Origin of the sequence: Paraurantiacibacter namhicola (assembly GCF_001687545.1) — a bacterium.
In the GTDB taxonomy this organism is placed as follows: Bacteria; Pseudomonadota; Alphaproteobacteria; order Sphingomonadales; family Sphingomonadaceae; genus Paraurantiacibacter; species Paraurantiacibacter namhicola.
Genome location: NZ_CP016545.1, coordinates 443,189 through 469,892 on the forward strand (window position 1 = coordinate 443,189; position 26,704 = coordinate 469,892).

31 protein-coding genes are annotated in these 26,704 nt (G+C 65.5%); 14 read left to right on the forward strand and 17 right to left on the reverse strand.

Annotation, left to right across the window (positions count from 1 at the left end; translation table 11 throughout):
* Positions 1-52 precede the first annotated feature (52 nt).
* From xth to A6F65_RS02190, 3 genes are read right to left on the reverse strand one after another with little or no spacing between them, the layout of a single operon-like run.
* Positions 53-826: an exodeoxyribonuclease III gene (gene xth, locus A6F65_RS02180; RefSeq protein ID WP_067785456.1), complete on the reverse strand. Its 774-nt coding sequence runs from the start codon at positions 824-826 to the stop codon at positions 53-55.
* Between the two features lie 10 nt (positions 827-836).
* The gene (locus A6F65_RS02185; protein WP_067785459.1) at positions 837-1,163 is read right to left on the reverse strand and encodes a HesB/IscA family protein; all 327 of its coding nucleotides are present in this window, start codon (positions 1,161-1,163) and stop codon (positions 837-839) included.
* Between the two features lie 31 nt (positions 1,164-1,194).
* A complete protein-coding gene (locus tag A6F65_RS02190) occupies positions 1,195-1,626 on the reverse strand; it encodes a CBS domain-containing protein (protein WP_067785462.1) in 432 nt (143 codons plus the stop codon).
* Between the two features lie 158 nt (positions 1,627-1,784).
* On the opposite strand from A6F65_RS02190, the gene A6F65_RS02195 reads away from it, so the two are divergent.
* A complete protein-coding gene (locus tag A6F65_RS02195) occupies positions 1,785-2,039 on the forward strand; it encodes a hypothetical protein (protein WP_335645331.1) in 255 nt (84 codons plus the stop codon).
* Here the strand turns inward: A6F65_RS02195 and A6F65_RS02200 are convergent.
* From A6F65_RS02200 to A6F65_RS02220, 5 genes are read right to left on the reverse strand one after another with little or no spacing between them, the layout of a single operon-like run.
* Entirely contained in the window at positions 2,036-2,425 is a 390-nt protein-coding gene (locus tag A6F65_RS02200; protein WP_067785468.1) for a (2Fe-2S) ferredoxin domain-containing protein, read from the reverse strand. The genes A6F65_RS02195 and A6F65_RS02200 overlap by 4 nt on opposite strands.
* Positions 2,422-4,554, reverse strand: coding sequence for a S9 family peptidase (locus tag A6F65_RS02205; RefSeq protein ID WP_067785471.1), 2,133 nt, complete (start codon positions 4,552-4,554; stop codon positions 2,422-2,424). Before A6F65_RS02205 ends, A6F65_RS02200 begins: the two co-directional genes overlap by 4 nt.
* A gap of 38 nt (positions 4,555-4,592) precedes the next feature.
* Complete coding sequence (locus tag A6F65_RS02210; protein ID WP_067785474.1) at positions 4,593-5,063, reverse strand: DUF2497 domain-containing protein; 471 nt, start codon at positions 5,061-5,063, stop codon at positions 4,593-4,595.
* Entirely contained in the window at positions 5,060-6,523 is a 1,464-nt protein-coding gene (locus A6F65_RS02215) for a TolC family outer membrane protein (protein ID WP_335645332.1), read from the reverse strand. The genes A6F65_RS02210 and A6F65_RS02215 overlap by 4 nt, the downstream gene beginning before the upstream one ends.
* Positions 6,524-6,525: 2 nt before the next feature.
* On the reverse strand, positions 6,526-7,125 hold the full coding sequence (locus A6F65_RS02220; RefSeq protein ID WP_067785477.1) for a protein-L-isoaspartate O-methyltransferase family protein: 600 nt from the start codon (positions 7,123-7,125) through the stop codon (positions 6,526-6,528).
* A gap of 138 nt (positions 7,126-7,263) precedes the next feature.
* On the opposite strand from A6F65_RS02220, the gene A6F65_RS02225 reads away from it, so the two are divergent.
* The 6 genes from A6F65_RS02225 (at position 7,264) to A6F65_RS02250 (ending at position 13,078) form a co-directional block, all read left to right on the forward strand.
* Positions 7,264-8,784: a fumarate hydratase gene (locus tag A6F65_RS02225; protein WP_083989153.1), complete on the forward strand. Its 1,521-nt coding sequence runs from the start codon at positions 7,264-7,266 to the stop codon at positions 8,782-8,784.
* Between the two features lie 83 nt (positions 8,785-8,867).
* Positions 8,868-10,139, forward strand: coding sequence for a sensor histidine kinase (locus tag A6F65_RS02230; protein WP_067789765.1), 1,272 nt, complete (start codon positions 8,868-8,870; stop codon positions 10,137-10,139).
* Entirely contained in the window at positions 10,136-10,882 is a 747-nt protein-coding gene (locus tag A6F65_RS02235; RefSeq protein WP_067785483.1) for a LytR/AlgR family response regulator transcription factor, read from the forward strand. Before A6F65_RS02230 ends, A6F65_RS02235 begins: the two co-directional genes overlap by 4 nt.
* 196 nt (positions 10,883-11,078) lie before the next feature.
* On the forward strand, positions 11,079-11,348 hold the full coding sequence (locus A6F65_RS02240) for a hypothetical protein (RefSeq protein WP_067789770.1): 270 nt from the start codon (positions 11,079-11,081) through the stop codon (positions 11,346-11,348).
* A 42-nt stretch (positions 11,349-11,390) separates the two neighbouring features.
* Positions 11,391-12,224, forward strand: coding sequence for a diacylglycerol kinase family protein (locus A6F65_RS02245; RefSeq protein ID WP_237164855.1), 834 nt, complete (start codon positions 11,391-11,393; stop codon positions 12,222-12,224).
* Positions 12,221-13,078 (forward strand): metallophosphoesterase family protein, encoded by an 858-nt coding sequence (locus A6F65_RS02250; RefSeq protein ID WP_067785486.1) that lies wholly within the window; start codon positions 12,221-12,223, stop codon positions 13,076-13,078. The genes A6F65_RS02245 and A6F65_RS02250 overlap by 4 nt, the downstream gene beginning before the upstream one ends.
* Positions 13,079-13,139: 61 nt before the next feature.
* On the opposite strand, the gene rpsI is transcribed toward A6F65_RS02250, so the two are convergent.
* From rpsI to A6F65_RS02275, 5 genes are all read right to left on the reverse strand, one after another.
* Positions 13,140-13,655: a 30S ribosomal protein S9 gene (gene rpsI, locus A6F65_RS02255; RefSeq protein WP_067785489.1), complete on the reverse strand. Its 516-nt coding sequence runs from the start codon at positions 13,653-13,655 to the stop codon at positions 13,140-13,142.
* Entirely contained in the window at positions 13,655-14,134 is a 480-nt protein-coding gene (rplM, locus tag A6F65_RS02260; protein WP_067785492.1) for a 50S ribosomal protein L13, read from the reverse strand. Before rplM ends, rpsI begins: the two co-directional genes overlap by 1 nt.
* Before the next feature lie 154 nt (positions 14,135-14,288).
* Complete coding sequence (locus tag A6F65_RS02265; protein WP_067785495.1) at positions 14,289-15,029, reverse strand: hypothetical protein; 741 nt, start codon at positions 15,027-15,029, stop codon at positions 14,289-14,291.
* Between the two features lie 2 nt (positions 15,030-15,031).
* Positions 15,032-15,355 (reverse strand): divalent-cation tolerance protein CutA, encoded by a 324-nt coding sequence (gene cutA, locus A6F65_RS02270; protein ID WP_067785498.1) that lies wholly within the window; start codon positions 15,353-15,355, stop codon positions 15,032-15,034.
* Positions 15,352-16,407: a COX15/CtaA family protein gene (locus A6F65_RS02275; protein WP_083989155.1), complete on the reverse strand. Its 1,056-nt coding sequence runs from the start codon at positions 16,405-16,407 to the stop codon at positions 15,352-15,354. The genes cutA and A6F65_RS02275 overlap by 4 nt, the downstream gene beginning before the upstream one ends.
* Before the next feature lie 94 nt (positions 16,408-16,501).
* Here A6F65_RS02275 and A6F65_RS02280 point away from each other — a divergent pair, with 94 nt between their 5' ends.
* The 3 genes from A6F65_RS02280 to A6F65_RS02290 all read left to right on the forward strand — a co-directional run bounded on the left by A6F65_RS02280 (position 16,502) and on the right by A6F65_RS02290 (position 18,495).
* Positions 16,502-16,873, forward strand: coding sequence for a MerC domain-containing protein (locus tag A6F65_RS02280; RefSeq protein WP_237164856.1), 372 nt, complete (start codon positions 16,502-16,504; stop codon positions 16,871-16,873).
* Between the two features lie 16 nt (positions 16,874-16,889).
* Positions 16,890-17,870, forward strand: coding sequence for a sulfur carrier protein ThiS (gene thiS / locus A6F65_RS02285; protein ID WP_083989156.1), 981 nt, complete (start codon positions 16,890-16,892; stop codon positions 17,868-17,870).
* A gap of 97 nt (positions 17,871-17,967) precedes the next feature.
* Positions 17,968-18,495 carry a hypothetical protein gene (locus A6F65_RS02290; RefSeq protein WP_067785504.1) on the forward strand — a complete coding sequence of 176 codons (528 nt, stop codon included), beginning with the start codon at positions 17,968-17,970 and terminating at the stop codon, positions 18,493-18,495.
* 19 nt (positions 18,496-18,514) lie between these two features.
* Here the strand turns inward: A6F65_RS02290 and A6F65_RS13150 are convergent, their stop codons facing one another.
* The 4 genes from A6F65_RS13150 to A6F65_RS02310 all read right to left on the reverse strand — a co-directional run bounded on the left by A6F65_RS13150 (position 18,515) and on the right by A6F65_RS02310 (position 23,553).
* Positions 18,515-18,901: a cupin domain-containing protein gene (locus tag A6F65_RS13150; protein ID WP_067785507.1), complete on the reverse strand. Its 387-nt coding sequence runs from the start codon at positions 18,899-18,901 to the stop codon at positions 18,515-18,517.
* Positions 18,898-20,700, reverse strand: coding sequence for an AMP-dependent synthetase/ligase (locus A6F65_RS02300; RefSeq protein ID WP_067785510.1), 1,803 nt, complete (start codon positions 20,698-20,700; stop codon positions 18,898-18,900). The genes A6F65_RS13150 and A6F65_RS02300 overlap by 4 nt, the downstream gene beginning before the upstream one ends.
* Positions 20,701-20,785: 85 nt before the next feature.
* Positions 20,786-22,510, reverse strand: coding sequence for a gamma-glutamyltransferase (ggt, locus tag A6F65_RS02305; RefSeq protein ID WP_067785513.1), 1,725 nt, complete (start codon positions 22,508-22,510; stop codon positions 20,786-20,788).
* 11 nt (positions 22,511-22,521) lie between these two features.
* Complete coding sequence (locus A6F65_RS02310; protein ID WP_067785516.1) at positions 22,522-23,553, reverse strand: quinone-dependent dihydroorotate dehydrogenase; 1,032 nt, start codon at positions 23,551-23,553, stop codon at positions 22,522-22,524.
* Between the two features lie 352 nt (positions 23,554-23,905).
* Between A6F65_RS02310 and A6F65_RS02315 the strand changes: the two genes are divergently transcribed.
* From A6F65_RS02315 to A6F65_RS02325, 4 genes are read left to right on the forward strand one after another with little or no spacing between them, the layout of a single operon-like run.
* Positions 23,906-24,316: an SUF system Fe-S cluster assembly regulator gene (locus A6F65_RS02315; protein ID WP_067785519.1), complete on the forward strand. Its 411-nt coding sequence runs from the start codon at positions 23,906-23,908 to the stop codon at positions 24,314-24,316.
* Positions 24,313-25,794 carry a Fe-S cluster assembly protein SufB gene (gene sufB, locus A6F65_RS02320; RefSeq protein WP_067785521.1) on the forward strand — a complete coding sequence of 494 codons (1,482 nt, stop codon included), beginning with the start codon at positions 24,313-24,315 and terminating at the stop codon, positions 25,792-25,794. Before A6F65_RS02315 ends, sufB begins: the two co-directional genes overlap by 4 nt.
* The gene (locus A6F65_RS12815) at positions 25,791-26,096 is read left to right on the forward strand and encodes a hypothetical protein (protein WP_157093020.1); all 306 of its coding nucleotides are present in this window, start codon (positions 25,791-25,793) and stop codon (positions 26,094-26,096) included. Before sufB ends, A6F65_RS12815 begins: the two co-directional genes overlap by 4 nt.
* Positions 26,089-26,628 carry a DUF559 domain-containing protein gene (locus A6F65_RS02325; RefSeq protein ID WP_067785524.1) on the forward strand — a complete coding sequence of 180 codons (540 nt, stop codon included), beginning with the start codon at positions 26,089-26,091 and terminating at the stop codon, positions 26,626-26,628. The genes A6F65_RS12815 and A6F65_RS02325 overlap by 8 nt, the downstream gene beginning before the upstream one ends.
* The last annotated feature ends 76 nt before the right edge of the window (positions 26,629-26,704 follow it).

A 26,704-nucleotide genomic window follows, 5' to 3' on the forward strand; every position in this document is an offset into this window, starting at 1 on the left:
GACAGGCAATCGAAACAAGGAAGGGCGGCCCCGCGGGGTCGCCCTTTTTGATTCAGTCGGCGAGTTCCACCCAGACGGGGGCGTGGTCGCTGGCCTTTTCCCGCCCGCGATATTCCTTGTCCACGCCCGCGGCGCGCAAGCGGTCGGCCGCTTCGGGTGACAGCAGGAGGTGGTCGATGCGGAAGCCATGGTCGCGCGGCCAGGCACCGGCCTGGTAGTCCCAGAACGTCCATACACCGCCGCGCGGGTTCAGCGTTTCGATCGCATCGGTCCAGCCATCGCCCAGCAGGCGGAAATAGGCATCGCGCGATTCCGGCTGCATCAGGGCGTCCTCCGCCATGGCGCGCACGGCCCACACGTCGCGGTCATGCGGGATGACGTTGAAGTCGCCCAGCACCACGGTCGGCAGCTCGCGCGCGGCGAGCTCTGCCATGCGGGCACGCAGGCGCTTCATCCACGCCAGCTTGTAATCAAATTTCGGGCCGGGCTGCGGGTTGCCATTGGGCAGGTAGAGATTGGCCACACGCACGCCGCCTACATCGGCTTCCAGATAACGGGCCTGCTCGTCCTCATCATCGCCCGGCAGGCCGCGCTGGATTTCCACGGGCTCCTCGCCATCGGCCAGGATGGCAACGCCGTTGAAGCTTTTCTGCCCGTGCCAGATGGCGTGATAGCCGATCTTCTCGAATTCCTCGCCCGGAAAGCCTTCGTCCTGGCTCTTGATCTCCTGCAGGCAGGCGACCTTCGGGCGGGTTTCCTCCAGCCATTCCAGCAGGCGGGGCAGGCGCGCTTTCACGCCATTGATGTTGAAGGTGGCAATCCGCATGCCGCGGACCTTAGATGCCGAAGCTGGAACCGCAACCGCAACCGGCAGCCGCGTTGGGATTTTCGACCCGGAAGGCCGCGCCGCCCAGCGATTCGACGAAATCCACGATGCTGCCAGCCACCAGGTCCAGGCTCACCGGATCGACCACCAGCTTCGCGCCATCGGTTTCGCTGACCGTATCGTCACCTTCCGGCGCCTCGGCCAGGTCGAATTTGTACTGGAAGCCGGAACAGCCACCGCCTTCGACGGACAGCCGCAGGATGGCGGGCTTTCCCTGCTTCTGCGCAATCAGACGCACGCGCTCGGCGGCGGAGGGGGAAAGGGCCATGGTGCTCATGGTCAAGAGATAGGGGGCGCAGGCCCCGCGCTCAAGCGGTCTGGATATATTGGCGCATCTGCTCGGCTTCCTCGGTCACCTCGTCGATGCGGCCTTTCACGATATCGCCGATGGAAATGAAACCGACCATCTGGCTTCCATCCACCACCGGCAGGTGGCGAATGCGCCGGCGCGTCATCAGGGCCAGCGCCTGGTTTGCGCTCATATCCGCCGCGCATGTGATGGGCGGGCTGGTCATCACCTCTCCCACCGTCTTGTCGAGGCACAGCGCGCCTTCATCGGCCAGTCGGTACAGCACGTCGCGTTCGGAGAAGATGCCTGCAACGCTGCCATCCTGCATCACCGGGATCGCGCCGATCCGCTTCTCCGCGAGCAGCTTCACGGCATCGCGCACGCTATGCGAAGTATTGCAGGAAACGATGGCGTCGGGGTCGCGATCGGCAATCAGGTGGGCGATATCCATGAGTTTCTCCGCTGCGGTGTAACGCAAATGTGCCACAGAGGCGGCTTGCCGCCAAATCCGCAATGCGCCATCAGGCGGGGATGATCGGCAAATCGCCCCTGGACGACCCCCAAAACGCCAGCTTCGCCTGGGCCAGGTTCCGCCGGCTCATGCGTTTCATGTTCCTGATTACTGTCACCACGGTCGGGATCGCGCTGTTCCTGCTTTATCGCCAGCACGGCATGGTCTCGGTCCATTTCTTCATCGCCGTCGCGCTGGGCATCGGCTTCATGATGCTGCTGACCGCAGCCCTGATGGGGCTGATTTTCATGTCCAGCGGCACGGGGCATGACGAATCGGTCGACAATTCGCTGGATGGGAAGCTGCCCGGAGACAAGTCCGGCGACACACCGGATCAGGATTCGCGCGACTAGGCCTCTCGCGGCGGACGCAGGCGCAGGTCTTCCACCGGCTCCCCGCCGATCAGGTGCTGCTGGATAATCCGCTCCAGCGCGTCCGGATCGCAGGAATGGTACCAGACCCCGTCCGGCCAGACGACGGCGATGGGCCCCGCCTCGCACACCTGCAGGCAATCGGCCTTCGTGCGCTGCACGACCATACCATCGGGCGCTTTGGCGGGGGAGGTCAGGCCCAATTCCTTCATGCGCCGCTTCAGGAATTTCCAGGCGGCCTCGCCCTCGGCCCGCTTGCAGCATTTCTGCTTGTCCGAAATGGCGCAAAGGAAGATGTGGCGGGACATCGCCCCGCCACCGATCTTGGCGAAAGCCTTTTCCGCCTTGCCCAGCTTTTTTTCGCTCACGGCTTCAGCCAGCGGGCCAGCCAGTCGAAGACGGTGTTATGCCACTGGACTGAGTTCTTCGGCTTCAGCACCCAGTGGTTCTCGTCCGGGAAGACCAGCAGCTGGCTGGGGACGCCGCGTTCCTGCAAGGCGGTGAAGCTGGCGATGCCCTGCGTGTAAGGCACGCGGAAGTCCTGCTCGCCCGCGATCACCAGCATCGGCGTTTTCCAATTGTCGACGTAATTCACCGGGTTCCACCGCTCGTACAGCTCGCTCTGCTCGGCATAGGATCCGCCAAAGTCCCAGCGCGGAAACCACAGTTCCTCGGTTGTGTAATAGAAGCTGCGCATGTCGAACAGGCCGTCATGCTGCACCAGGCAGTCGAACCGGTCGGGCCAGTTCCCGGCGATCCAGTTCATCATGTAACCGCCATAGCTGGCGCCCATGGCGCAGGCGCGCTCCCCGTCGATCTGTGGATCCAGCTCCAGCGCGGCGGCAAGGCCCAGTTGCAGGTCTTCCAGCGGCTTCCCGCCCCAGTCGGCATTGATGCTGTCGGTGAAGGCCTGCCCGTATCCGGTGGAGCCATGGAAATCGACGCTGACCACGGCATAGCCCTGGCTGGCGACGGTGCGCGGATTCCAGCGGGTGGACCAGCCATCGTTGAAGCTGCCCTGCGGCCCGCCATGGACATAGAGCACCACGGGCAGTTCGCCTTCGGCCCAGCTCGGCTTGTGAATCTGGCCCCAGACCTCCGCGCCGCCGGCCCCTGCGAATTTGAAGCGCGTCGTTTCGACCGCCGCCATGGCCTGCGTTTGGGAGAAGGCGACATCGGTCAGGCGCGTTGCCGCTCCCTTGCCGTTCCACAAGAACAGCTCCGCCGGGTGCGCCACCGAATCACGGCGGAACAGCAGGCGGTTGCCGGACAGCGGGCGGACATCACCGATATGCGCTTCGTTACCCGGCAGCAGGTCCAGCTTCGTCACCGCCCCGCTGCGCGGATCGATCCGGAAGACGGGCGTGTCGAGCACGTCCTGCGCCGTGGCGTAGATCCAGCGCGAATCGGGCGACCATGCGAGCGAGCCGAAGCTGCGGTCGAATTCGGTCGTCAGCGCGCGGACGTTGCCCGTCGCCGTGTCGCGCAGGTGGATCACCTGCCGGTCCGATTCGTAACCGGGGCGCGCCATGGCGACGTAGGCCAGCCACTTGCCGTCGGGCGAGGGGGTGGGAAGGGCGTCGAGCGCCTCGTTCCCGTCCGTGATATTGGCGGGGACCTGCTGGTCGATCCGCGAATGCCAGATGTCGAGATTGGTCGACATCGGTTCGGCGGCGCCCGTCTGGCGCGCCACGAAATAGACGCTCTGTCCGTTGGGTGCCCAGGCGATGTCCTCGGACCCGCCGAAGGGGCGGGTGGGCGTGTTGCCGGTGGGTGCGCCTGCCGCATCGTGCGGCCCGTCGAGCGCCGCGCCGTCACCGACTGCCACGCCGTCCTCCAGCCCGAACATGAAAACGCGGCTGTATTTGCCGGGCTTCACCCAGCTGTCCCAGTGCCGCACGAAGCCGGCATCACCTTCATACAGGCGGCCGCTGGGGGCATTGGCATCGGCGGCGTCCTCGCAGCCGAGCTGTTCGCATTCGCGCGCGGTCGTACCCCAGATGGCGATGGCGTTGCCTGTGGGGGACAGGGCGTAGCCGTCGAATGGTGCAGCGATGTCCAGCACCACGCTCGCTTCGCCCGGAGTGCCGTCCTCGGCCAGCGCCATACGCCAGACGCGCGGATTGCCGCTTTCTTCATCCGGCCCGTCCGGGCGGTCGGACATGAAATAGACCATGCCGTCGCTGCCGAATTGCGGGTCCGCCACATCGGCTGGCAAGGTGAGCGCGACAGGCGCGGAGCCGGGGCGCGTGAGGTCCAGCAGGTAGAACGTGCCGCTGCGCTCGAAGGTCTCTCGGTCGGTTGCGCGTACATTGTAGATGGCGCGGTTGCCGTCCGGCGACACTGTGACGCCGCCAAGCCGGGGCAGGGTGGCGAGGTCCAATGCGGAGATGGGCTGGGGATCGCTATTCTGCGCGGCGACCGGAGCAGCGAGGGCGAGCGTGCAGGCCGAGGCCAGCGAGAGGCCGAAGATGCGGCCGAATGTGCGTGTTTTCATGGACGGCGTTGTAGCGCGGCCATCCGGCCTTGCAAGGATCAGCCCTTCTTGCCGGCGATCCGCGCGATTTCGGCCTGCACCAGGCGGTCCACCGTGGCGGGCAGATTGTCGTCCAGCCACTGCGCCAGCATCGGGCGCAGCATTTCGCGAACGAGCCCTTCCAGCGAGGTCTCGCCGGAGCGAACGATCTGCGGCTGCGCGCCGGGTTCCGCCAGCATCGCAAGGGCCGCGAGCGATTCGCGCATGCTTTCGGCCGATTGCGGATTGGTCAGGCCGCCCGGGGCTTCGTCTTCGGCCAGCAGTTCGGCATCGGTGCCGAGGTCGAGGATCTCATCCGCCTCGTCCGAATCGGCAGGCTCGATCAGTTCGCGCTCGGAAGTGCCGGCAGGCATGCCGGTGTTCTCGCGCACACGGCGCGCCTGTTCGGCCCGGCCGCGATTGTCGCGTGCGATCACCTTCTTGATGGAATCGAGGATCTCCTCGACCGAAGGTTCGCTATCGTGCCTCATAACCCGAAATCCCCGTTACCCTGACCGCGGACTTCGCCATCCTGCGCGGGAATGTCAACGGTTCCGGGACTGGGGTTGCCGGGGTCCGGCCGGCTCGACCAGTCCCAGAGCACCGCGCTGGAGCGGTCGTAATTGGTGATCGGATCGTACAGCGGGCCGTAGGCATCGAGGCCGAGGTCGCGCGCTTCGGCGCGGCCCATGATGGCCAGCAGCGCAAAGCCGGACACGTAAGCGTTGCGCTTGGCCGTCACGAGCTGGACCTGGGCTTGCAGCAACTCCTGCTCCGCATTCAGCACATCCAGCACCGTGCGGTTGCCGATGGAATTGGCCGCCCGCACACCTTCGAGGCTGAGCTCCGCCGCATCGACCGCAGCCTGAGTGGACGCGATGATGGAAAGCGATGCCTGCCAGCTGGCATAGGCCGAGCGGGTCTGGGCGATCACGTCGCGCTCGGTCGCGATGAACTGCTCCTGCGCAGCGGAGGCACGCGCCTGGGCCTGGCGTTCCAGCGCGGCGGGCCGGCCACCCTGGTACAACGGGATGGTGGCGCGCACGCCTGCCGTCACCGAGCTGGAATTGTTCGCGATGATGGCTTGGGCGGCGGTCGGCACCGAACCGACGAAATCGGTGTAGTCGCCGCCGACGAAGACGCTGACGCTCGGCATGCGGGTCGATCCCGCCACGCGGATATCGTAACCCGCCGCATCGGCGCGCTCGCGTGCGGCCAGCAGGTCCGGATTGTTCAGCAGGGCCACGCGCACGGCCTCGTCCGCGCTGCTCGGCATGCCGGGAAGCGGCGGGGGTGGCTGCAGATTGTCGGGCGCGATGCCGACGATGGCGATGTAATTCTCGCGCGCCTGCAGCAGGTTCGCCTGCGCCTGGCGCAGATCGCCCCGGGCCAGCGCCAGCCGCGCTTCGGACTGCGCCACGTCGGTGCGCGTCAGGTCGCCGATCTGGAAGCGGTCGCTGGTGGCTTCGAGATTTACCGTCAGGACGGAGACATTGCGCTCGTTCAGGCGGACGATCGCTTCGTTCAGGATCACGTCCATGTAGGCAGAGACGGTGCGCGTGAAGACGAAGCTTTCCGTACCGCGCAAATCCGCGCGTCCGGCGCCCACGCGCGTTTCGGCTGCGCGCAGGGCGTTGCGATTCCCGCCGCCATCGAAGATCGGATAGCCGATATTGATCGACCCGCCGACGGAGCGCGAAGGGCCGGGATTGTCACCGCTGTTGTAGAGGAATTCGCTGTAATTGGCCGTCGCGCTGGCGTTGGGCAGCTGGTTGGCACGCTCGATCACAACGGTTTCGTCCGTCGCGCGTTGCTGGGCCCGGGCACCTTCCAGCGTGGGGTTGGTGCGGTATGCCGCGATCAGCGCGTCGCGCAGCGTATCGGCCTGCGCAGGCATGGCGCCAAGCGCGCAGCCGGCTGCCAGCAGGACGGAGGCGGCGCGGCGCATCATGCTCAGAAACTCCAGGCTTTCGGCTTGGCAAATTCTTCGAGCACGGGAATGCCCATTTCGGCGACCGGATAGAAAGCGACGTCGCGGTCGGACTTGCGACCGATGGCGATGCGGGTGACGCCCCGGTCGAACAGGCCGGTCACGATCCGGCCATCATCGGCGAGCCGCTTCACCAGCGTATCGGGCAGCTGTTCGGCTGCGCCATGCACGATCAGCAGCGTGTGCTTCGTGCGCTTGCGCGATGCCTTAACCGCGTCTTCCGGAGAGATGACCGTGACGGAGGTGACCAGCGGGCGCAGCAGCTCGGCCAAGTAGGACGGCGCGTGATCCACCAGCAGCACGTCGTCGGACAGGGCGGGGGCGGCTTCTTCCAGCATCCGGCCCTGCACCACGGGCGGCGGCAAGGCCGAACGGCCGGACAGGGGAACCGCGCGGTCCATGTAAGCGAATGCAGCCTGCGCTTCCGGCACGAAATCCTCGCGCGGGACGCTGCCCATGCGGGCGAGCACGAAAGGCGCATTGACGCCGCTGGTGCGCAGCTGGCTGTCGACCATGGCCTTGCGGGCGGTGGTGAAACGGGCGGTCTTGCTATCGTCGGCCATTATTTCTCGCGTCGTTACGGGCGTTTTTGGTGGGGACGAGCTTTAGGAGCATGGCCCCTCAACGCCAAGCGCCTTTGACCTTTGCCGACTTGCCCTACTATGCGCGCATCCAAATCGACCGGCAGGAGTATCGACCCGATGAGCGACATGACCACAATCCGCGAAGAAGACCTGGTCGAGAGTGTTGCGGATGCGCTGCAGTTCATCAGCTACTACCACCCGATGGATTACATCCGCGCGCTGGGCGACGCTTACAAGGCGGAGCAGGGCCCGGCGGCAAAGGATGCCATCGCGCAGATCCTGACCAACAGCCGCATGTGTGCCGAGGGGCACCGCCCGATCTGCCAGGACACCGGCATCGTCAACGTCTTTGTCAAATGGGGCCAGGATTGCCGGCTGGACAGCGACAAGAGCCTGCAGGACGTGGTCGATGAAGGGGTGCGGCGCGGCTATACCAACCCCGACAACAAGCTGCGCGCCAGCATCCTGGCCGATCCTGCCTTCACCCGCCGCAACACGCGCGACAACACACCCTGTGTCCTGTCGGTGGACATGGTGCCGGGCAATACGGTCAGCGTCGATGTCGCGGCCAAGGGCGGGGGCAGCGAGAACAAGTCCAAGTTCAAGATGATGAACCCGTCCGACAATATCGTGGACTGGGTGGTGGAGCAGATCCCCAGCATGGGCGCAGGCTGGTGCCCGCCGGGCATGCTGGGCATCGGCATAGGCGGCACGGCGGAACATTGCCTGAAGCTTGCCAAGCAGAGCCTGATGGACCCGATCGACATGGCCCAGCTGAAGGCGCGCGGGGCGAGCAGTGACATCGAACAGCTGCGAATCGACATCTTCGATGCGGTCAATGCGCAGGGCATCGGCGCACAGGGGCTGGGCGGCCTGTCCACCGTGCTCGACGTGAAGATCCTGGACTGGCCGTGCCATGCTGCGGGCAAACCGGTGGGCATGATCCCCAATTGCGCCGCCACGCGCCATGCGCATTTCACACTCGACGGCTCCGGCCCGAGCTACCTGGAGAAGCCGGACCTGGACGCCTGGCCCAAGGTCAACTGGCAGCCCGATGCAGAGGCGAAGCGCGTCGATCTGGGCAACCTCACGCAGGCCGAGGTGGAAAGCTGGGAGGCGGGTGACCGCCTGCTGCTGTCGGGCAAGATGCTGACCGGGCGCGATGCCGCGCATAAGCGCATCAAGGACATGCTGGATGCCGGCGAAGAGCTGCCCGTCAACTTCAAGGGCCGCGCCATCTATTACGTCGGCCCGGTCGACCCGGTGATGGGCGAAGTCGTCGGCCCGGCCGGCCCCACCACCGCCACGCGCATGGACAAATTCACGCAGATGATGCTGGACCAGGGCCTCCTCGCGATGATCGGCAAGGCGGAACGCGGGGCCGATGCGGTGGACGTGATCAGCAGCTTCAAGGTCGCTTATTTGATGGCAACAGGCGGCGCGGCTTACCTCGTGGCGCGGGCCATCAAGGAAGCGAAGGTCGTGGCTTTCGAGGACCTCGGCATGGAGGCGATCTACGAATTCACCGTCGAGAACATGCCCGTGACCGTGGCGGTCGACAGCAAGGGGACCAATGTCCACGTGCAGGCCCCGGCGCACTGGCGGGACCGTATCGCGAAGGAAAACCTCCTCGGCTGAGGCAAGGGGGCACTCGACCAAGAGCGGACGGGCTTCGACCGCCGCCATGGCGCGAAAAGCCCTGCGAGGTCTATGGCAGCATGATGACAAGCGACGAGACCCTTGGCGGGAGCCGGCCCGAAACCGCGCGCGTCCCCGCGCGCGCCGTCTTCGCGTCGATCGTCGGCCTCTGGCTGTGCTATTTCATCCTCAACACGATCCGTGCGGAAATGCTCGACCTGGGCTTTTCGCAGGAGCTGTTGTGGCGCCGCGGGCTGACCTCGCTGATGGGCGTGGGCATCACCGGCCTGCTCTGGATCATGCTCCGGCTGTTCGATCGCAGGCCGCTGTGGGCAAAGATTGCCGCCGCACTGGTGCTGGCCATGCCGACCGCCGTGCTGCTGACGCAGGCCAATGCCCTCGCCTTCTCCGACATCATGGACCAGGTGAACCAGCGCAAGGCCGCCGAACAGGGGCTGGACCTCTCGCGTGACGAGAACGGAGACCTGGTGGTCTCGCTGCCTCCGCGATCCGGCGCATTCGTCACGGCCATGCCGGAAGAGACGGGCGGTGAGCCCATAGTCGTGCTGCGCCAGTCCGAGAACGAGCGTTCCCGCCTGCGCATCGCCGAAGAAAGCTTCGGGCGGTATTTCATGATGCTGACCTGGTGCGCGCTTTATATCGCCATGCTGGTTGGCCAGAAGGCCCGCACGGCGGAACGGCGCGAGGCGCAGGCGCGCGAGGCGGCGCGCGCGGCCGAGCTGCGGTCATTGCGATATCAGGTGAACCCGCATTTCCTGTTCAACACCTTCAACTCCCTGTCGGCCATGGTGCTGACGGACCGGGCGAAGGAGGCGGAAAAGATGATCCAGACGATCAGCCGTTTCTATCGCCGCAGCCTGGCCGACGATCCCACCGCGGATGTGACCGTGGCCGAGGAATTCGACCTGCAGCGCCTTTACCTCGACATCGAGGCCGTGCGCTTCCCCAAGCGCCTGCGCGCGGTGTTCGACCTTCCCGAGGACCTGGTGGAAGCGCGCATGCCCGGCATGCTGTTGCAGCCCATCGTCGAGAATTCGGTCAAGCATGCCGTCGCGCCCGTGAAGCGCGAGGTGACGATCACCCTGTCCGCCCATGCGGAAGGCGACCGTCTCGTGATCGTAGTCGCGGATGATGGCGGCGTATCGGAAGGCCCGGGCAAGACGCGCCCCGGCTTCGGCATCGGCCTCGCCAATGTGCGCGACCGGCTGCAGGCGTCCTTCGGGGACGCGGCGCAGATCGCCAGCGGGCCAAGCGTAGAGGGCTTCGCTACCCGCATCACCATCCCGCTTACCGGTGTCCGCCCGAAGGCAGAGCCGCGCGTGGTGGCGGCATGACCGAAACACCGCAAGCAGGAGGACAGCCCTTGCGCACCCTGATCGTCGACGACGAGCCGCTGGCCATCGAGAGGATGCAGGTGCTGTGCCGGGAGCTGGACGCCATCGAGGTGGTCGATACAGCAAGCGATGGTGAAAGCGGCGTCGAGAAGGCTCGCGAGCTTGCACCCGACGTGGTGCTGCTGGACATGACGATGCCGGGGATGGACGGCCTGCAGGTCGCCCGCGCGCTGGCGGAATTCGACAATTCCCCGGCGGTCATCTTCGTGACCGCACATGAGGATTTCGCCGTCGAGGCCTTCGACCTCGAAGCCGTCGATTATGTCCTGAAGCCTGTCGCGGCGGAGCGGCTGGAGCGGGCCATCGGGCGCGCAACCTCCCGCCGCAATCCGGGCGAGGCGGCGGACGAGCGCTGGCTCAGCGAATTCTGGGTGCCGCATCGCAGCGAACTGCTGCGGATCGAGGCCGGGCAGGTGCACCGGATCGATGCCGAGCGCGATTATGTCCGGCTGCATGTCGGCGACACCAGCTACTTGCTGCTGCAGACCATCGCCGGGCTGGAAGCGAAACTGGACCCGGAAAAGTTCATGCGTATCCACCGCTCCACCATCCTGCGGCGCGATGCCATCCGCGGCCTGCGCCACGAAGGGTTGGGCGTCTGGTCGGTGGAGCTGGAGGACGGCGAGGCGCTTCGCATTGGCCGCACATACCTGCGTAAGGTCAAGGCCATCGCCGGGCGCTGAGTCTCTCGGGCTGGTCGGGGGGGTTTGCGTCCCGCGGCGGGGGTTCGGGACGTAGGGGGTAAGCCGCAGGACGCATTTCCTGCCTAACCGGCCCGCCGCGCAAGACCACACCCGCTCGACGATTCGCCAACACGGGCCGACCAGCGACAGCGCCGCTCCGCTTGCATTCGGTCCGCGATAGGCCATGCTGCGCCGCATGCTCGTGCTCGGCCTCTGTTTCATTCTTGGCATCGTGAATTTCGCGCTGCACGCCGCCGTGCTGGAAAGCGGTCACCCCATGCTGGAGCAGGCCGGGCGCTTCTTCACCGCCATGGACGGACGCGCCAGCCTGCTGTTCGAATTCGCGATCCTGCTGGCTGCCATGCTGCTGGCGGCAAACGGCTTCCCCGGCTGGGGCTGGGCTTATGTGATCTACTCCATCTTCAATTGCGGGACGGCGTGGGCCATCCTCTCGGGACGAATGTAGGTGGCTGGCGAGCAGGCTCCCCCCACGCGCATTGCGTTGGTCGTGAACAGCGCGAGCGGCAGCTATTCGCAGGAAGCCGTGGAGCGGCTGGTCGCCGTGCTCGAGGGTGGGCAGGTGGACGTCGCCAAGACGTACCAATTGCCCGATGATGACGTGCCCGGCGGCAAGGACCTCGATGACGAGGGCCTGGACTGCCTTGCTGTCTTTGCGGGCGACGGGACGATCAACCTAGCGATCCAGGCGCTCTCCGGCTGGGACGGGGCGCTGCTGCCATTACCCGGCGGGACGATGAACCTGCTGTGCGCGCGGCTCCATGGCGAGGACGCCGGCGCCGAGGAGATTGCGGCCCGCTTCGCCGCCGGCGACTTCCGCCGATCGTGCGAGCCCGTGGTCAGGAACGGGACGCGCATATCGCTCGTGGCGATTGCCTGCGGGCCGGGCACACACTGGTACCATGTGCGCGAGGCCATGCGCGATGTCCCGGAGGATGGCAGCCTGGGAGATCTGGCCAACGAGACCCGCGATGCAGTTGGCCTTAGCGTCAATGGCCCGATGGTGACTTGCGCCGATCCGAAGCTCGGCCGCGAGGAGGGCTATCCCGTCATTGAGCTGGAACCGCACGAGGACGGCCTGCGGATAGTCGCCTATACCGCGCAGGATTTTGCCGGTTACGCGAAGCAGGGCCTCGCCATACTGATGCGCCGGTTCCGCGAGGGTCCGCACGAGGTGCTGGGCCATGCGCGGCGCGTGCGGATTGCTTCGCTGGAGGAAGGCGGGATGGACATGAGTTTCGACGGGGAGCCTGCGAGCGGCGATGCTGCAGAGCTCTTCACGCTGGAACGCTGCCCCGTGCAGCTGGTTGCTACAGGCACATGACCCAGCAGACCCTGATCTTCCACCTGTCCGACATCCACTTCGGCCTGGAGGACAATCGCGCGCTCGACTGGGTGCAGCAGGAAATTGCCGAGCGCAGCCCGCACGCCATCGCCATTACCGGCGATTTGACCATGCGCGCGCGGCACCGGGAATTCGATGCGGCCTGCAATTGGATCCTGTCGCTGGACGTGCCGGTGACGGTGGAGATCGGCAATCACGACATGCCGTACTTCAATCCGATCGAACGGTTCTTCGATCCGTACAAGCGCTTCCGCGCGATCGAGGACAAGGTGGAGCGGGACCTCGACCTGCCCGGCCTCTCCATCGTGTCGCTCAAGACGGTGCGGCGCTGGCAGCCCCGGCTGAACTGGTCGAAGGGCTGGGTGACCGATGCGGCGCTGGAACGCTGCCTTGCCTCGCTGGACAGTGTGCCTGCCGGCAATCGCGCCGTCGTGGCGGTGCACCATCCGCTGCGCGAAGTCGGCACGCAGGGCACGGCCCTGACCCGCAATGGCCAGAAAGCGCTGGACGAGCTGGCGAAGCGCGGCGTGCTCGCGGTGCTGAGCGGGCACGTCCACGACGCCTTCGATATCATGGAGCATACGGCGCACGGGCCCATTCGCATGATCGGTGCCGGGACACTTAGCCAACGCACCCGCTCCACCCCCGCCAGCTTCAACCTGCTGCGCTGGGATGGCGAGACGCTGGATGTGGAAGTGCGCAATCTGCAGGATGTCGAAACGGCCGACATGATGATCGACGACGTGCCGGAAAACGCGCTGCCCCCGCGCGAAGCAGGGGAGCCGGTCGCACCGGTGAACCAGGTCCCCCGGACCGATCCTCCGGTGCATTGAGGCGCAAAAGAAAAGGGCGACCCGCGGGCCGCCCTTTCCATGAACAGTCTGTCCTGAAGGCTTAGCGCTTCGAGAACTGGAAGCTGCGGCGTGCCTTGGCACGGCCGTACTTCTTACGCTCCACCACGCGGCTGTCGCGCGTCAGGAAGCCGGCGGACTTCACGGCGGCACGCAGGGCGGGCTCGTACTTGGTCAGGGCCTGGGAGATGCCGTGCTTCACGGCGCCTGCCTGGCCGGACAGGCCACCACCCTTGACGGTGGCGACGATGTCGTACTGGCCTTCGCGGTCGGTCACGGCGAACGGCTGGTTGATCACCAGGCGCAGGGTGGGACGTGCGAAATACACTTCCTGGTCGCGGCCGTTGACGGTGATCTTGCCCTTGCCGGGCTTCAGCCAGACACGGGCGACCGCGTCCTTGCGGCGACCGGTGGCATAGGCACGGCCCTGGCCGTCCAGTTCCTGCTCGCGCAGCGGCGCGGACGGCGTTTCCACAGCGGTTTCACCGGCGTCCGGTGCATCGCCTGCGATATCCTTCAGGTCCGACAGGTCGGATACGGTTTCGGTATTCTCGGCCATTATGCGGAGACCTTGTTCTTGCGGTTCATCGAAGCGACGTCGAGCGTCTCGGGCTTCTGGCCCTCATGCGGATGCTCGGTGCCATTGTAGAGGTGCAGGGCGCGCATCTGGTCGCGGCCCAGCGGCCCGCGCGGAATCATCCGCTCGACAGCCTTTTCCAGAACGCGTTCGGGGAAGCGGCCTTCCAGCACCTTCGCAGCGGTCGTTTCCTTCAGGCCGCCGGGATAGCCGGTGTGCTTGTAGTAGACCTTCTTGGCCGCCTTGTTGCTGGTGAAGGCAACCTTGTCGGCATTGATGACGATGACGTGGTCACCGCAATCGACGTGCGGGGTGTAGCTCGGCTTGTGCTTGCCGCGCAGGATGTTGGCGATGATGGATGCAAGGCGGCCGACGACCAGTCCTTCCGCATCGATCAGGTGCCATTTCTTTTCGACCTCGGCCGGCTTGATCGACCGGGTCTGCTTGCTGAGCGCCTTCATGGCTGTTGGAATCCTTGTAATGCAAAAATGCATCGCGGCCGCAGAATCGAAGATCCCTGGTCGCGAAGAGCGCGCCAAATGATGGGTAAGGGGCCGCAAGTCAAGCAAAACGGCGGGTCAGCGGGGAGGTATAATAATACCCCCAACCGTTTCGTCAGGCCGAAAGCGGTGCCAGAGACCAGCTTTCCACGGTGGCGCGGGCGCTGTCCCCGATGCGCGTGACGATGCGGCGCTGCGCGCTTTGCAGCACGCCCGTTTCGGGATCGACCTGCGCTTCGAACGACACCTCGATCCGGCCGGTGCTGCCGCCGGGCAGGTTCACGCTGCGGCTGTCATGTGTCGCCCTCTGGCGCGGCGCGAAGAGGTCGACCGGCAATGTGGCCACCAGGCTTTCGCTCTGCCGGTGGGCCGCCTGGAGCATGCCGGAAATCACCTGCTGGTCAGCACCATCGAAATTGCCGGTCGCCAGCTTCTGCTCGACCACTCCGATGGCACGGCCGATGGCTTCGTCTGCCCGGTAATCCGGCCCGCCGATAATGGCGCCGGCATTGTCGAGCTGCATCGGGAAGATCCCGTCCTCGCGCCTTTCCCGTTCGATCCGGGCGAGGCTTTCCAGGGAGGGCGGCATGTCGACCTCGGCGGAAATCTGTGACCCGTCGAGGCGGAATCCGGCGGCCTCGCTGGAAAAGCGTACGGAAAAGGCCCGGCTGACTTCGATATGCGCGCCGCGCCCCAGCTCGCGGTGCAGGGCGCGGGTATAGCAAAGTGGGCTCATCGGTGGCCGGAACAGCCCTGCCGGTGCGCTTTTGGCCAGCGCGGGGGCTGCCCGCATGGCGAAGAGCGGCGCGCAGGCGCCATAGAGGGCTAGTTTCAGGGCGTTGCGACGATCGGCCATGATCAGGCAGTCTTCCCGATTGCCGAAAGCCAGTCCAGCGTTACCTGCGCGCTGGCATCCGCCAGCCACCCGCTTACTGCCGGAGTGTCGTATGGATGCAACGCTGTCAGGCGTGCGATGGCATCATCCAGCCGCGAACAGGTGGTCTTGAGTACGAGGATCGCTTCGGACGAGGCATGCACCTCGCCCTGCCAAACGAATCGCGACTCGGCTCCGGGCAGGATATTGGCGCAGGCAATCAGGCCTTCGGCCAGCAAGCCATCCGCCAGCACCCTTGCGCTGTCCGCATCGGGACAGGGGCACCAGACGAAGGCGGCCCTGGTCACTCCTGCCGGCCGAGCGCGTGCGCGGCCCAGGCGAAGGCGACCACCAGCAAGGCGCCGACCGTCTGGTGTGCCACCGCAATCCAGATGGCGACACCGCTCAGCACAGTCAGGATGCCCAGGATCACCTGCACGCCGACCGTGGCATTGAGGGCGATCGATGCACCGCGCTGCACCGGCTTCACCTTGCGCGCAATCACGATCAGCGCAGCGAGGGCGACAAAGGCCCACCAGCGGTGCAGCCAGTGCAGCAGGAACGGGTCATGCGTCAGCGCCCAAAGCGCGCCGCGCGAGGTATCGAATTCCGGGACGAACTGCCCCTGCATTGCGGGCCAGGTGTCGCTGGCGAGGCCTGCATTCAGGCCTGCCACCCAGGCACCCAGCAGCAGCTGGATGAACAGCACCGCCAGCACAGCGATGGAGAGGCCCGTGAAGCGCGCGGGACGCTGCCCGAAGCGCCGCAGGTCCAGCGCCGTCCAGACCAGCCCGCCCAGCAGGAACAGGGCGGTCAGCAGGTGCACGGACAGGCGGAAGTGGCTGACATCGGTCCGCGCTTCCAGCCCGGATGCGACCATCCACCAGCCGATGCTGCCCTGCAGGCCAACCAGCGCGACCAGCGCGCCGATTCGCAGCTTGTACCCGGCAGGGATCGCGCCGCGCAGCCAGAACCACAGGAAGGGCAGCAGCAGCGCCAGGCCGATCACCCGGCCCATCTGGCGGTGCACCCATTCCCAGAAATAGATTGTCTTGAACGCTGCCAGGTCCATCCCGGCCGGCCCGTTGATCTGCGTATATTCCGGGATCTGCTTGTAGAGTTCGAACTCGGCCTGCCAGTCCGCCTCGTTCATCGGGGGGAGGGCGCCCAGGAACGGCTTCCATTCAGTTATGGACAGGCCGCTTTCGGTCAGCCGGGTGATCCCGCCCACCGTCACGATGGCGATGACGAGCCCGGCCACGATGAACAGCCAGCGGGCCAGTAGGTGCGGGCGCGCCGTCCCGGTTCCGGCATCATGCAGGGCTTCGGACGAGCTGCGCTTGGCGGAATGTGCGACCATGGGGGCACAGGTGCGCGCGAGGCGAGCCTTTTTCAAGACCGAACGAACACGCCCAGCCCTTGCGTAATGTTACATGGTCACATATCTAGCCCGCGTGACGAATGATTCCCCCATCCAGGCCCCGCGTCTCGACCGGGTCGGCATCGCCCTTTCGGGGCTGTGCGCGCTGCATTGCATTGGCGGCCTGCTGCTGGTGGCCAGCGTTGGCGCAGGCGGATCGTTCTTCCTCAACCCGCTGTTCCACGAGATTGGTCTGCTGGTGGCCACCGTTATCGCGGGCATCGCCATTGGCCTGGGCGCGATCAAGCATCGCCGCCGCAAGCCCTTCGTCGTGGCGATGACGGGCCTGTCGTTCATGGGCGGTGCGCTGGCGATGGATCACGGTGTGGAAGAGGCGGTCCTGACCGTTATCGGCGTCGTGTTGGTGGCCGCAGGACACTTCCTGAACTTGCGCGGCGCGCGCTAGGCTCTATCTGCGGCGCATGTCCGCATCCATTTCCATCACCGTCAACGGCGAAACCCGCCGCACTTCCGCATCCACTGTCGCCCAACTGGCGCAGGAAATCGGCCTTGATCCGGCGAAAATTGCCGTGGAGCGCAATGGCGAGATCGCTCCGCGCTCCCAGCTGGCCGAAACCCAGCTGGCCGATGGCGATACGCTGGAGATCGTGCATTTCGTAGGCGGCGGACAAGGCGACGACAGCTGGGAAGTGGCTGGCCACACATTCAACTCTCGGCTGATCGTGGGGACGGGCAAGTACAAGGACTTTGCCCAGAACGCGGCTGCCGTGGAGGCAAGCGGCGCAGAGATCGTGACCGTGGCCGTGCGCCGCGTGAATATCTCAGACCCGGGCCAGCCGGTGCTGATGGATTACATCGACCCGAAGAAGGTCACGTACCTTCCCAACACCGCAGGCTGCTTCACGGCGGATGAGGCCATCCGCACGCTGCGGCTGGCGCGCGAGGCGGGCGGCTGGGACCTGGTGAAGCTGGAAGTGCTGGGCGAGGCGCGCACGCTATACCCCGACATGCGCGAGACGCTGAAGGCGACCGAAACGCTGGCCAATGAAGGCTTCAAGCCGATGGTCTATTGCGCGGACGATCCCATCGCGGCGCAGCAGCTGGAGCAGGCAGGCGCGGTGGCCATCATGCCGCTGGGCGCGCCGATCGGCAGCGGGCTGGGCATCCAGAACCGCGTGACCATCCGCCTGATCGTGGAGGGTGCGAAAGTGCCCGTGCTGGTCGATGCCGGTGTCGGGACGGCCAGCGACGCGGCCGTTGCCATGGAGCTGGGCTGCGACGGGGTGCTGATGAACACCGCCATTGCCGAGGCGAAGGACCCGCTGCGCATGGCGCGCGCCATGAAGCTGGCCGTGCAGGCCGGGCGCTACGCTTATCTGTCGGGACGCATGGCCACGCGCAAATATGCCGATCCCTCCAGCCCGCTGGCCGGCCTGATCTGACGGCCGCGCGCATGTGGGCATGCACAAAAGCTTCGCCCCGCGCACGATTTGTTAACCAAACTCGGTGACATTCTCCCTGTAATCACAGGGGGCTTTCATGGCCGGAACGAAGACTGCATCGCTGACCATTTCGGAACTGCGCGAATTCGCCAGCTTCACCGAAAGCGAACAGCTGTTCATCGAGCGCAGCCTGGATATCGGGCTGAACCGCGGCGATGCGTTCAAGCGCTGGCAGCGCGAAAGCGGCGACGGGCGGGCGATCCGCGGACAGTATCTGGCATACCGCGAACTCAAGACGCTGCGTGACTGCGTGCCGTCCGAAAACGCGATCGACGGTGTCGAGAGCTTCGTTGCCCCGCTGATGCGGATTGCGGCGCAGGATCTCGCCATGGAGCGGATCGACAGCTTCTCCGCCTTTCGCTTCCTCTACGAGCGCCTGCTGGGCGCGCGGGCACGGCCTTTCCTGCCGGCGATCTTCTGCGGGGCTGCGGCCCTGCCGCAAATCCGCCCCGCGCGGCGCAAGATGCTGCTGCAATCGCTGAGCGAAGCCGCTGCGACAGCACCCGGCTGGTCCGAGCGCGAGCCATGCTTCTATCCCGAATGGGTGGAGGCCGAAGCGGCCTAAACCGGATTCTGGCCAGCGCTTAGCGGCCGTCCGGCTTTTCCTCGACGATCAGGTAGATGACGGGCGTGTCGCCCACATTCACCACTTCATGCCAGGCGGTTCCCTCGCTGCGATAGCTGGAGCCTGTTTCCAGCCGGACTTCACGCGTGCCGCCGGCATCCGTGATTTGCATGGTCCCGCCGCTCAATGCGTAGCCATAGTGCGGCGGATGATAATGGCGTTCATGCCCCACACCCGGCGCAAATGTGCATCGCAGCATGCGGTCGCCGGGTGTCTCATGCAGCAATTCGCAGACACGCTCGCCTTCCCAGCCCGCCTCCAGTGCGGAAAGCAAGGCCGGCTCCGGCGTGCTGGCGCAGCCCGCCAGCAGCAATATCGGGGCGAGCAGGGCGTGCCGGGGCCTCACCCGCGGTAAAGCCCGTCCATCCGGCTGGCATAGCGTTCGCGGATCGGGCCGCGGCGGATCTTCATGCTGGGCGTCATCTCACCGTTGTCGATGTCGAACGGCTCGTCCGCGAAGCAGAACTGGCGGACCTTTTCGATCACCGACAGGTCCTGGTTGGTCCGGTCCACCGCCGCGCGCACGGCGCTGCGGAAGGCTGGCAGGTCCTGCAGCGCCTTCAGGTTGAATTCCTCGCCGTTCTGGCGCGACCATTCCAGCGCCCAGTCCGCATCGGGCACGATCAGCCCGACGACATAGGGGCGCTTGTCGCCGCTCACCATCGCCTGCGCGATTTCCGGCTGCAGCGTCAGCATGCCTTCGATCTTCTGCGGGGCGATATTGTCGCCCTTGTCGTTGACGATGATGTCCTTCTTGCGGTCGGTGATCTGGATGCGGCCCTTATCGTCCAGCAGGCCGATATCTCCGGTATGCAGCCAGCCATCCTTGATCGTGCGATCGGTTTCGGCCTGGTTCTGCCAGTAGCCCAGCATCACCAGCTCACCGCGCACCAGGATCTCGCCATCCTCGGCGATCTTCACCTCGACGTCCTTCATCGGCGCACCGACGGTTTCCATGCGGATACCCACGGCGGGACGGTTACAGCTGACGACAGGCGCGCTTTCGGTCTGGCCATATCCCTGCAGCATGACGAGGCCCATGCTCTCGAAGAAGCTGCCGACTTCCGGGTTAAGCGGCGCGCCGCCGGAAACGAGCGCCTTCATGCGTCCGCCAAACTTCTCGCGCACCTTCGGGCGCAGGGTCAGGTCCAGCAGCTTGGCGACAGGCCAGTCGAGCAGGCCGGATTTGCCTGCGCCCTTGCGCTCCGCCATGCCCAGCGCCTGGCCGAGCAGGAAATTGGCAAGTTTGCCCTGCTTTTCCACCTGCTTGACCATCCGGCCGCGCAGCAATTCGAACAGGCGCGGGACCACCACCATGATGGTGGGGCGCGCTTCCTCGATATTGCTGCCCAGCTTGTCCAGGCCTTCCGCAAACCAGATTTCCGCGCCCATGCCGATGGGCAGGTAAAGCCCGGCAGTGTGCTCCAGCGCGTGGCTCAGCGGGAGGAAGGACAGGAAGCGTTCGTCATCCCAGCCGAAATCATTGGCCAGGATATGCGCCGCGCCGTCCACATTGCACAGGATCGCGCCGTGATGCAGCAGCACGCCGCGCGGAGCGCCGCTGGTGCCGCTGGTGTATATGATGCACGCCGGATCGGTGCGCTGGATTGTCTCTGCGCGCGCCTCGACCGCCTTGCGCGATTCGCCGGCATCGCCCGCCACGAGGTCGGACCAGACATGGCAGTCGAAGCCGCTGGATTGGCTGCAGTCGAGCGCTTCCATGCCGATCACATGCTCCACGATTCCCGATTGCAGGATCGCGGGATGGAGCGGTTTCGACAGCTTCTGGGTCGAAACGATGGCCGCCCGCGCACCGGAGTTCTCCAGGATGTGCAAGTGGTCACGCTCGGTATTGGTCACATAGGCCGGCACGGTAATGCACCCGGCGGCCATGATCGCAAGGTCTGCGATTGCCCATTCGGGGCGGTTTTCGCTGACCAGCATCACCCGGTCGCCGTCCTGCAGCCCCATGGCGCGCAGCGCCTCGGCCAGCTGGCAGACCTGCCTTGCGGCCTCGGTCCAGCTTGTCTTTTCCCACTTGCCCGCTTTCTTCGCGGCCAGGAAAGTCATGTCGCCCCGCTCGTCTGCCCGCTCAAGGAACAGCGACACAAGGTCGGTGGCATTTTCGAAATCGGAAAGCTGCACCCCTGCTGCCTCCTCTCATAGCTATCGCCGGTTAGTCCGGCTGTCATGGCGCCAAGGCTTAGGCACGCTTGGCTTGGCAGGCAAGCTAGTCGGGAATGGCAAGCACGCCCTTCAGCCGCGGATCGTATGCCCCCACCCAACCATCGGGCGTGCGGATGGCTCCCACGGCGCGGAAGGGCGGGGTGGCGGAGCGCACGTTGGAAAAGCCCATGGCGGAGAGCTCGGCCATGCGCGGCTCCAGGCTGCTGCCCTCCTCCACGATGACCGTCTCCCTGAAAGTGGTGACCAGCGGCAGGCCCAGCGCATCTTCTAGCGGCAGGCCGAAGTCGATCACGCCGATGATGCTGCGCGCGACCTGTACCGGGATCGTCGCCCCGCCTGCTGCGCCCACCAGCATGAAGGGCTCGCCATCGGGTGCATAGATGATCGTCGGCGCCATGGAGCTGCGCGGCCGTTTGCCGCTTTCCACCCGGTTGGCGACGGGCAGGCCATCTGCCTCGGGCGAGAAGCTGAAATCGGTCAGCTCGTTGTTCAGGAAGAAGCCGCCGGTCATCAGCCCGCTGCCGAACGCCCCTTCGATGGTGGAGGTCCAGCTGGCCATGTTGCCCTCGCCGTCCACGGCCACGAAGTGCGACGTGCCGTTCTCGGGCGGTTCATCCCCGTCGCCGGCAGGGGCAGGTGCGCCGCGCGGGCTGCCCGGCTCGGCAGAGGCCAGCGCGCGGCCCGGCTGCAGCAGCAGCGATCGCGCGGCGAGGTAATCGGGTTCGACGAGGCCCGCGACGGGGACGGACACGAAATCGCCATCGCCGGTGTAAAGCTCGCGGTCGGCGTAGGCGAGGCGCTTGGAATCGACGAACAGCTGCCAGAAGGTCAGCGAATCCGGCCCCATGGCCGCAAGGTCGAAGCGCTCCAGCTGGCCAAGCATTGCCAGCACCGCGATCCCGCCGGAAGATGGCGGGCCCATGCCGCAGATGCGATACCCGCGATAGGACCCGCAGACGGTCTCACGCTCCTTCGCGCGGTAGGCCGCGACATCGGCAGCGCTCATGCGCGCTTCGCCCGGAGTGGCTGCGGCGACGGTTTCGGCCAGTGTTTCTGCGCGCGCACCGGTGTAGAATGCCTGCGCGCCCATCTCCGCCATAGCCTCGAACGTGCCTGCCAGTTCAGGGTTTACGATCAGCGTCCCGACCGGCTTCGGGCTGCCGTCGGCTTCGAAATAGAGGTTGCGCCCGAAGGCGGAGTTACCGGCCCGTTCGCGGTAGGCGTCCAGCGACATGTAAAGCCGCGGATTGATCCGGAAGCCGTCGCGAGCGAGCGCAATGGCGGGCTGGAACAGCGTCTTCCAGGGCAGACGGCCGCGCTCGGCATGGGCTTTCGCCGCCAGGGCGATATTGCCGGGGACGCCGACGCTTTTACCGGTCAGCACCACTTCCCGGTAGCCTATCGGCTTGCCGTCGCTGCCAAGGAACCAGTCCGGCCCGGCGGCCGATGGCGCGGTTTCGCGGCCATCGTAAGTGGTGACGCTGCCATCCGGCGTGCCCAGCAGCAGGAAGCCGCCGCCGCCGATGCCGCTCGATTGCGGCTCCACCACGGTCAGGGCCAGCATCGTGGCAATCGCCGCATCGGTGGCGTTGCCGCCCATGCGCAGCATGTCCATCCCCGCTTCCGCCGCGCGCGGATCGGCAGCGGTGACCAGGCCGGTTTGCGATTGCCCGGCAACAGGCGAAGCGGTGGAGGCCAGCGGCTCCTTCGGCGGGCAGGCGCAGAGCGAGAAGGCGGCGAAAAGCGCGAACAGCGTGCGGATTGTCATGCGCTGGGGTGCTATTCGCTTCCCACCGCTTCGGCAATGGAGGCAAAGCCGTCCGCGCGCATGAGCCGCTCCAGCCCGCGGGTGATGTAGCGCGCGATGCCGGGCCCGCGATAGACCGCTGCGCTGTAAAGCTGCACCAGGCTCGCCCCGGCGCGGATCCGCTCCCAGGCATCTTCGGCCGTGGCGATCCCGCCGACGCCAACCAGCGGCAGCGTGTCGCCCGCAATCTCGCGGAAGCGGCGAAGCTGGGAAAGCGCCAAAGCCTTCAGCGGCGCACCGGACAGGCCGCCTGCCTCCCCGGCATCCGCCGATTGCAGCGATGGGCGCGAGATGGTCGTGTTCGAAACGATCAGGGCCGCGATGCCATTATCGAGCGCGGCCCGCACGATGCGCTCGTGATCGCCGCTCTCGAGGTCCGGCGCGACTTTCAGGAAGACCGGCGGTGTTTCCGGCTGGCGCGCAGCAGCAATGGCTTCCAGCAGGGCTTCCAGCTCACCCTTCGCCTGCAGGTTTCGCAAGCCCGGCGTATTGGGAGAGGAGATATTGACCGTAATATAGTCTGCCACGCCGGAGAAGCGCGTGATGCCGGTGACATAGTCTGCGACGCGGTCCGCCGCATCCTTGTTGGCGCCGACATTGACGCCCAGTACGCCGCTGCCGTCCCGCTTGCGCCGCGCGAGGCGAGCGAAAGCTGCGTCCATCCCGCCATTGTTGAAGCCCATGCGATTGATGACCGCGCGGTCCTGCACCAGCCGGAACAGGCGCGGCTTCGGATTGCCGGGTTGGGGAAGCGGCGTGATGGAGCCGATCTCCGCGAAGCCGAAGCCCAGACCCATCAGCGCATCGGGGACTTCGCCATCCTTGTCATAGCCTGCGGCCATGCCGACGGGATTGGGAAACTGCAGCCCGGCCACTTCTGTCGCGAGCGGCCCAGCCGCGGGCGCGGCCCTGCCGGGCAGGGCCTTCAACCCAGCGATGGAGAGGCGGTGCGCGCGTTCGGGATCGAGCGCGAAGATGACGGGCCGGGCCAGCTTGAAGAGCATGGGAAGCGCGCATGGCAAACCGGTGGGCGGCTGTCGACACCTGTCTTTCGCAGAGAAAATGCGCAGCAATCGTATGCAGGCACAATGCGTGACGCATTTTTACAATTGTTTATTCCATTTTCGTGCAATGACACCGCTGCGACCCGAAGGGCTCTTGGCGAACGCCATCGAGTTCTCGACTTCCAAGGGGGCGGCTCCGATCTCGGCGCCGCCCCTTTTTTTTCGCGATAATTGCAGCAATCCTGCGGGATTGAGAGTGATTCGCAACAGTCGGTTTTGCTTGAAGGGGGTGGGCGCGCTCCCTAGCTGGAAACCGGAACGAATCACTCCGATTAACCGCCAGGACCCCGCAATGCGCCTATCCAGCATGGCCGATTATGCCGTCGTCACGATGTGCGCCGCCGCGCGCCATTGTGGCGGATCGCGCGTGTCGGCGGCAGAGCTGGCGGCGGAAACCGGCCTGCCCGTGCCCACGGTGCAGAAGGTGGTCAGCCTGCTTGGCCGCGCCGGCCTGATCCGCTCCATGCGCGGTGCGGGCGGCGGGCTGCAGCTGGCGCGCCCGGCGGCGGCGATCAGCGTGGCCGATATCGTGGAAGCGGTGGAAGGCCCCATCGCGCTAACCGCATGCGTGGACGGCGCGGATTGCGCGGTGGACCACACCTGCAGCGTGAAGCCGCACTGGCCGGTAATCAACAATGCCCTGCGCGGCGCGCTGGCGGACATCCCGCTGACGCAGCTGGCAGGCGCGAGGGAAATGGCATGAACGATCTCGCCCCGATGCAGGACCAGGAAGCGCATGATGCAGCCGCCAAGGCCGCAGAGTACGAGCATGGCTGGTCGACGGAAATCGACACCGAATTTGCCGAAAAGGGCCTGACGGAGGACACCGTCCGCTTCATTTCCGGCAAGAAAGGTGAACCGGAATGGATGCTGGATTGGCGCCTGAAGGCCTTCCGCCTTTGGCAGACCATGGAGGAGCCGGACTGGGCCAAGCTTGGCTATCCGGAAATCGATTACCAGGACGCCTATTACTACGCCGCGCCGACCAAGAAGCCGGAACTGGATTCGCTCGACGATCTCGATCCGGCGATCAAGGAAGTCTACGACAAGCTCGGCATCCCGCTGGGCGAGCAGGAAGTGCTCGCGGGCGTGAAGAATGCGCGCAAGGTTGCGGTGGATGCGGTGTTCGACAGCGTTTCGGTCGCCACCACCTTCCGCGAGGAGCTGGAGAAGGCGGGCGTCATCTTCCGCAGCATTTCCGAGGCGATCAAGGAATATCCGGAGCTGGTGAAGAAGTGGCTCGGCAAGGTGGTGCCGCAGCGTGACAATTACTTCTCCTGCCTCAATGCCGCGGTCTTTTCCGACGGCACCTTCGTCTACATTCCCGAAGGCGTGCGCTGCCCGATGGAATTGAGCACCTATTTCCGCATCAATGCGGAGAATACCGGCCAGTTCGAACGCACGCTGATCGTGGCCGAAAAGGGCTCATACGTCAGCTATCTCGAAGGCTGCACCGCGCCCATGCGCGACGAGAACCAGCTCCACGCCGCAGTGGTCGAGCTCGTCGCGATGGAGGATGCGGAGATCAAGTATTCCACTGTGCAGAACTGGTATCCGGGCGATGCCGAGGGCAAGGGCGGGATCTACAATTTCGTCACCAAGCGCGCGCTGTGCCAGGGCGACCGCAGCAAGGTCAGCTGGACGCAGGTGGAAACCGGCAGTGCGGTGACGTGGAAATATCCTTCCTGCGTGCTCAACGGGCGCGACAGCGTGGGCGAGTTCTACTCGGTCGCGGTGACCAACAATTACCAGCAGGCCGATACCGGCACGAAGATGATCCACAATGCGCCGGGCACGCGCAGCACGATCATCTCCAAGGGCATCTCCGCCGGCCACAGCAACAACACCTATCGCGGCCTCGTCCGCGTGGGTCCGAACGCGGAAGGCGTGCGCAACCGCACCGAATGCGACAGCCTGCTGATCGGCGACAAATGCGGCGCGCACACCGTGCCCTATATCGAGGTGAAGAATCCATCCGCACAGATCGAGCACGAGGCGACCACCAGCAAGATCAGCGACGACCAGCTCTTCTACGCCATGCAACGCGGCCTGGGCGAGGAAGAGGCGATGGCCCTGATCGTCAACGGCTTTGCGAAGGAAGTGCTGAAAGAACTGCCAATGGAGTTCGCGGTCGAGGCGCAGAAGCTGCTGGCGATCTCGCTCGAAGGGAGTGTGGGGTGATGCGACTCTTCATGGGAATTGCGCTTCTTTTTGCTTCATTTGCAGCGCATGCAGAAACTCCAGCGCCTTGGTTGATTGATCACCAACGATGCCTGGGTGAGAAGGCGAATGATCAATTGGCCAAACTGGACAAAAAGCTGAGCAGCAGTGAATCGCGCGCGCTCGCCGAGGTGATCTATTGGGAATGCGCGGTTTGGATGCCGAACGAGATGTTGCCTGAAGAGAAAATTCAGTTCGTTCATAGACGCAGCCAAGAGTTTGCAAAAAGTCTTCGTTGGCATTCGGCACAAGAAAATGACTGACCGCAAAACCCTCAACCTGCGCCCGCCATCCGACGATGCCGAAGCGCCCGCGCTCAAGAAGAAGGGGCGCGGCTGGGAAATCAGCGACAAGCGGCTCGACGCGCTGCATGACCGTGCGCGCGAGATGAAGCGCTTTGCCTCGCCCGCGCATACGGCGCTGGCCGAACGCTTCGCCAAGGCGGATTTCGGCAAATACACTTTCAAGCGCTTCGCCGTGGTCGGCAGCGCCATCGTGGACTTCAACTGCCACAACCTCGGCATGGCGATCATTATCGACGACCCCGAGGCTGACCCGACCATTTCCCGGCGCCGCGACAAGAGCCTTGAGTCGGTCGGCATCCGCGTGATGCGGATCACGCCCGAGGCCATCCTCGAGCATATGGACGACACGCTCGCCCGGATCGCCGCCGGCATGCGCATGCGCATCGCCGACAAGGCCGATGCCCGCCGCAAGCACCTCGCCGAAAACCCGCGCCAGAGCCGCCCACGCTATGACCGCGATGGCAATGGCCCGCCAAGGGGGCGCAGGTGACGCGGATAGGTTCACCGTCATTGCGAGCGGAGCGAAGCAATCCATCTCCTACCGCTGCGCCTGTACGCAAGCCCGG

What these genes read in the sequence shown, in the direction of transcription:
- xth (WP_067785456.1), bottom strand. Translation starts at nt 826, where the DNA reads ATGCGGATTGCCACCTTCAACATCAATGGCGTGAAAGCGCGCCTGCCC.
- A6F65_RS02185 (WP_067785459.1), bottom strand. Translation starts at nt 1,163, where the DNA reads ATGAGCACCATGGCCCTTTCCCCCTCCGCCGCCGAGCGCGTGCGTCTG.
- A6F65_RS02190 (WP_067785462.1), bottom strand. Translation starts at nt 1,626, where the DNA reads ATGGATATCGCCCACCTGATTGCCGATCGCGACCCCGACGCCATCGTT.
- A6F65_RS02195 (WP_335645331.1), top strand. Translation starts at nt 1,785, where the DNA reads ATGTTCCTGATTACTGTCACCACGGTCGGGATCGCGCTGTTCCTGCTT.
- A6F65_RS02205 (WP_067785471.1), bottom strand. Translation starts at nt 4,554, where the DNA reads ATGAAAACACGCACATTCGGCCGCATCTTCGGCCTCTCGCTGGCCTCG.
- A6F65_RS02210 (WP_067785474.1), bottom strand. Translation starts at nt 5,063, where the DNA reads ATGAGGCACGATAGCGAACCTTCGGTCGAGGAGATCCTCGATTCCATC.
- A6F65_RS02215 (WP_335645332.1), bottom strand. Translation starts at nt 6,523, where the DNA reads ATGATGCGCCGCGCCGCCTCCGTCCTGCTGGCAGCCGGCTGCGCGCTT.
- A6F65_RS02220 (WP_067785477.1), bottom strand. Translation starts at nt 7,125, where the DNA reads ATGGCCGACGATAGCAAGACCGCCCGTTTCACCACCGCCCGCAAGGCC.
- A6F65_RS02225 (WP_083989153.1), top strand. Translation starts at nt 7,264, where the DNA reads ATGAGCGACATGACCACAATCCGCGAAGAAGACCTGGTCGAGAGTGTT.
- A6F65_RS02230 (WP_067789765.1), top strand. Translation starts at nt 8,868, where the DNA reads ATGACAAGCGACGAGACCCTTGGCGGGAGCCGGCCCGAAACCGCGCGC.
- A6F65_RS02235 (WP_067785483.1), top strand. Translation starts at nt 10,136, where the DNA reads ATGACCGAAACACCGCAAGCAGGAGGACAGCCCTTGCGCACCCTGATC.
- A6F65_RS02240 (WP_067789770.1), top strand. Translation starts at nt 11,079, where the DNA reads ATGCTCGTGCTCGGCCTCTGTTTCATTCTTGGCATCGTGAATTTCGCG.
- A6F65_RS02250 (WP_067785486.1), top strand. Translation starts at nt 12,221, where the DNA reads ATGACCCAGCAGACCCTGATCTTCCACCTGTCCGACATCCACTTCGGC.
- rpsI (WP_067785489.1), bottom strand. Translation starts at nt 13,655, where the DNA reads ATGGCCGAGAATACCGAAACCGTATCCGACCTGTCGGACCTGAAGGAT.
- rplM (WP_067785492.1), bottom strand. Translation starts at nt 14,134, where the DNA reads ATGAAGGCGCTCAGCAAGCAGACCCGGTCGATCAAGCCGGCCGAGGTC.
- A6F65_RS02265 (WP_067785495.1), bottom strand. Translation starts at nt 15,029, where the DNA reads ATGGCCGATCGTCGCAACGCCCTGAAACTAGCCCTCTATGGCGCCTGC.
- A6F65_RS02275 (WP_083989155.1), bottom strand. Translation starts at nt 16,407, where the DNA reads ATGGTCGCACATTCCGCCAAGCGCAGCTCGTCCGAAGCCCTGCATGAT.
- thiS (WP_083989156.1), top strand. Translation starts at nt 16,890, where the DNA reads ATGTCCGCATCCATTTCCATCACCGTCAACGGCGAAACCCGCCGCACT.
- A6F65_RS02290 (WP_067785504.1), top strand. Translation starts at nt 17,968, where the DNA reads ATGGCCGGAACGAAGACTGCATCGCTGACCATTTCGGAACTGCGCGAA.
- ggt (WP_067785513.1), bottom strand. Translation starts at nt 22,510, where the DNA reads ATGACAATCCGCACGCTGTTCGCGCTTTTCGCCGCCTTCTCGCTCTGC.
- A6F65_RS02310 (WP_067785516.1), bottom strand. Translation starts at nt 23,553, where the DNA reads ATGCTCTTCAAGCTGGCCCGGCCCGTCATCTTCGCGCTCGATCCCGAA.
- A6F65_RS02315 (WP_067785519.1), top strand. Translation starts at nt 23,906, where the DNA reads ATGCGCCTATCCAGCATGGCCGATTATGCCGTCGTCACGATGTGCGCC.
- sufB (WP_067785521.1), top strand. Translation starts at nt 24,313, where the DNA reads ATGAACGATCTCGCCCCGATGCAGGACCAGGAAGCGCATGATGCAGCC.
- A6F65_RS02325 (WP_067785524.1), top strand. Translation starts at nt 26,089, where the DNA reads ATGACTGACCGCAAAACCCTCAACCTGCGCCCGCCATCCGACGATGCC.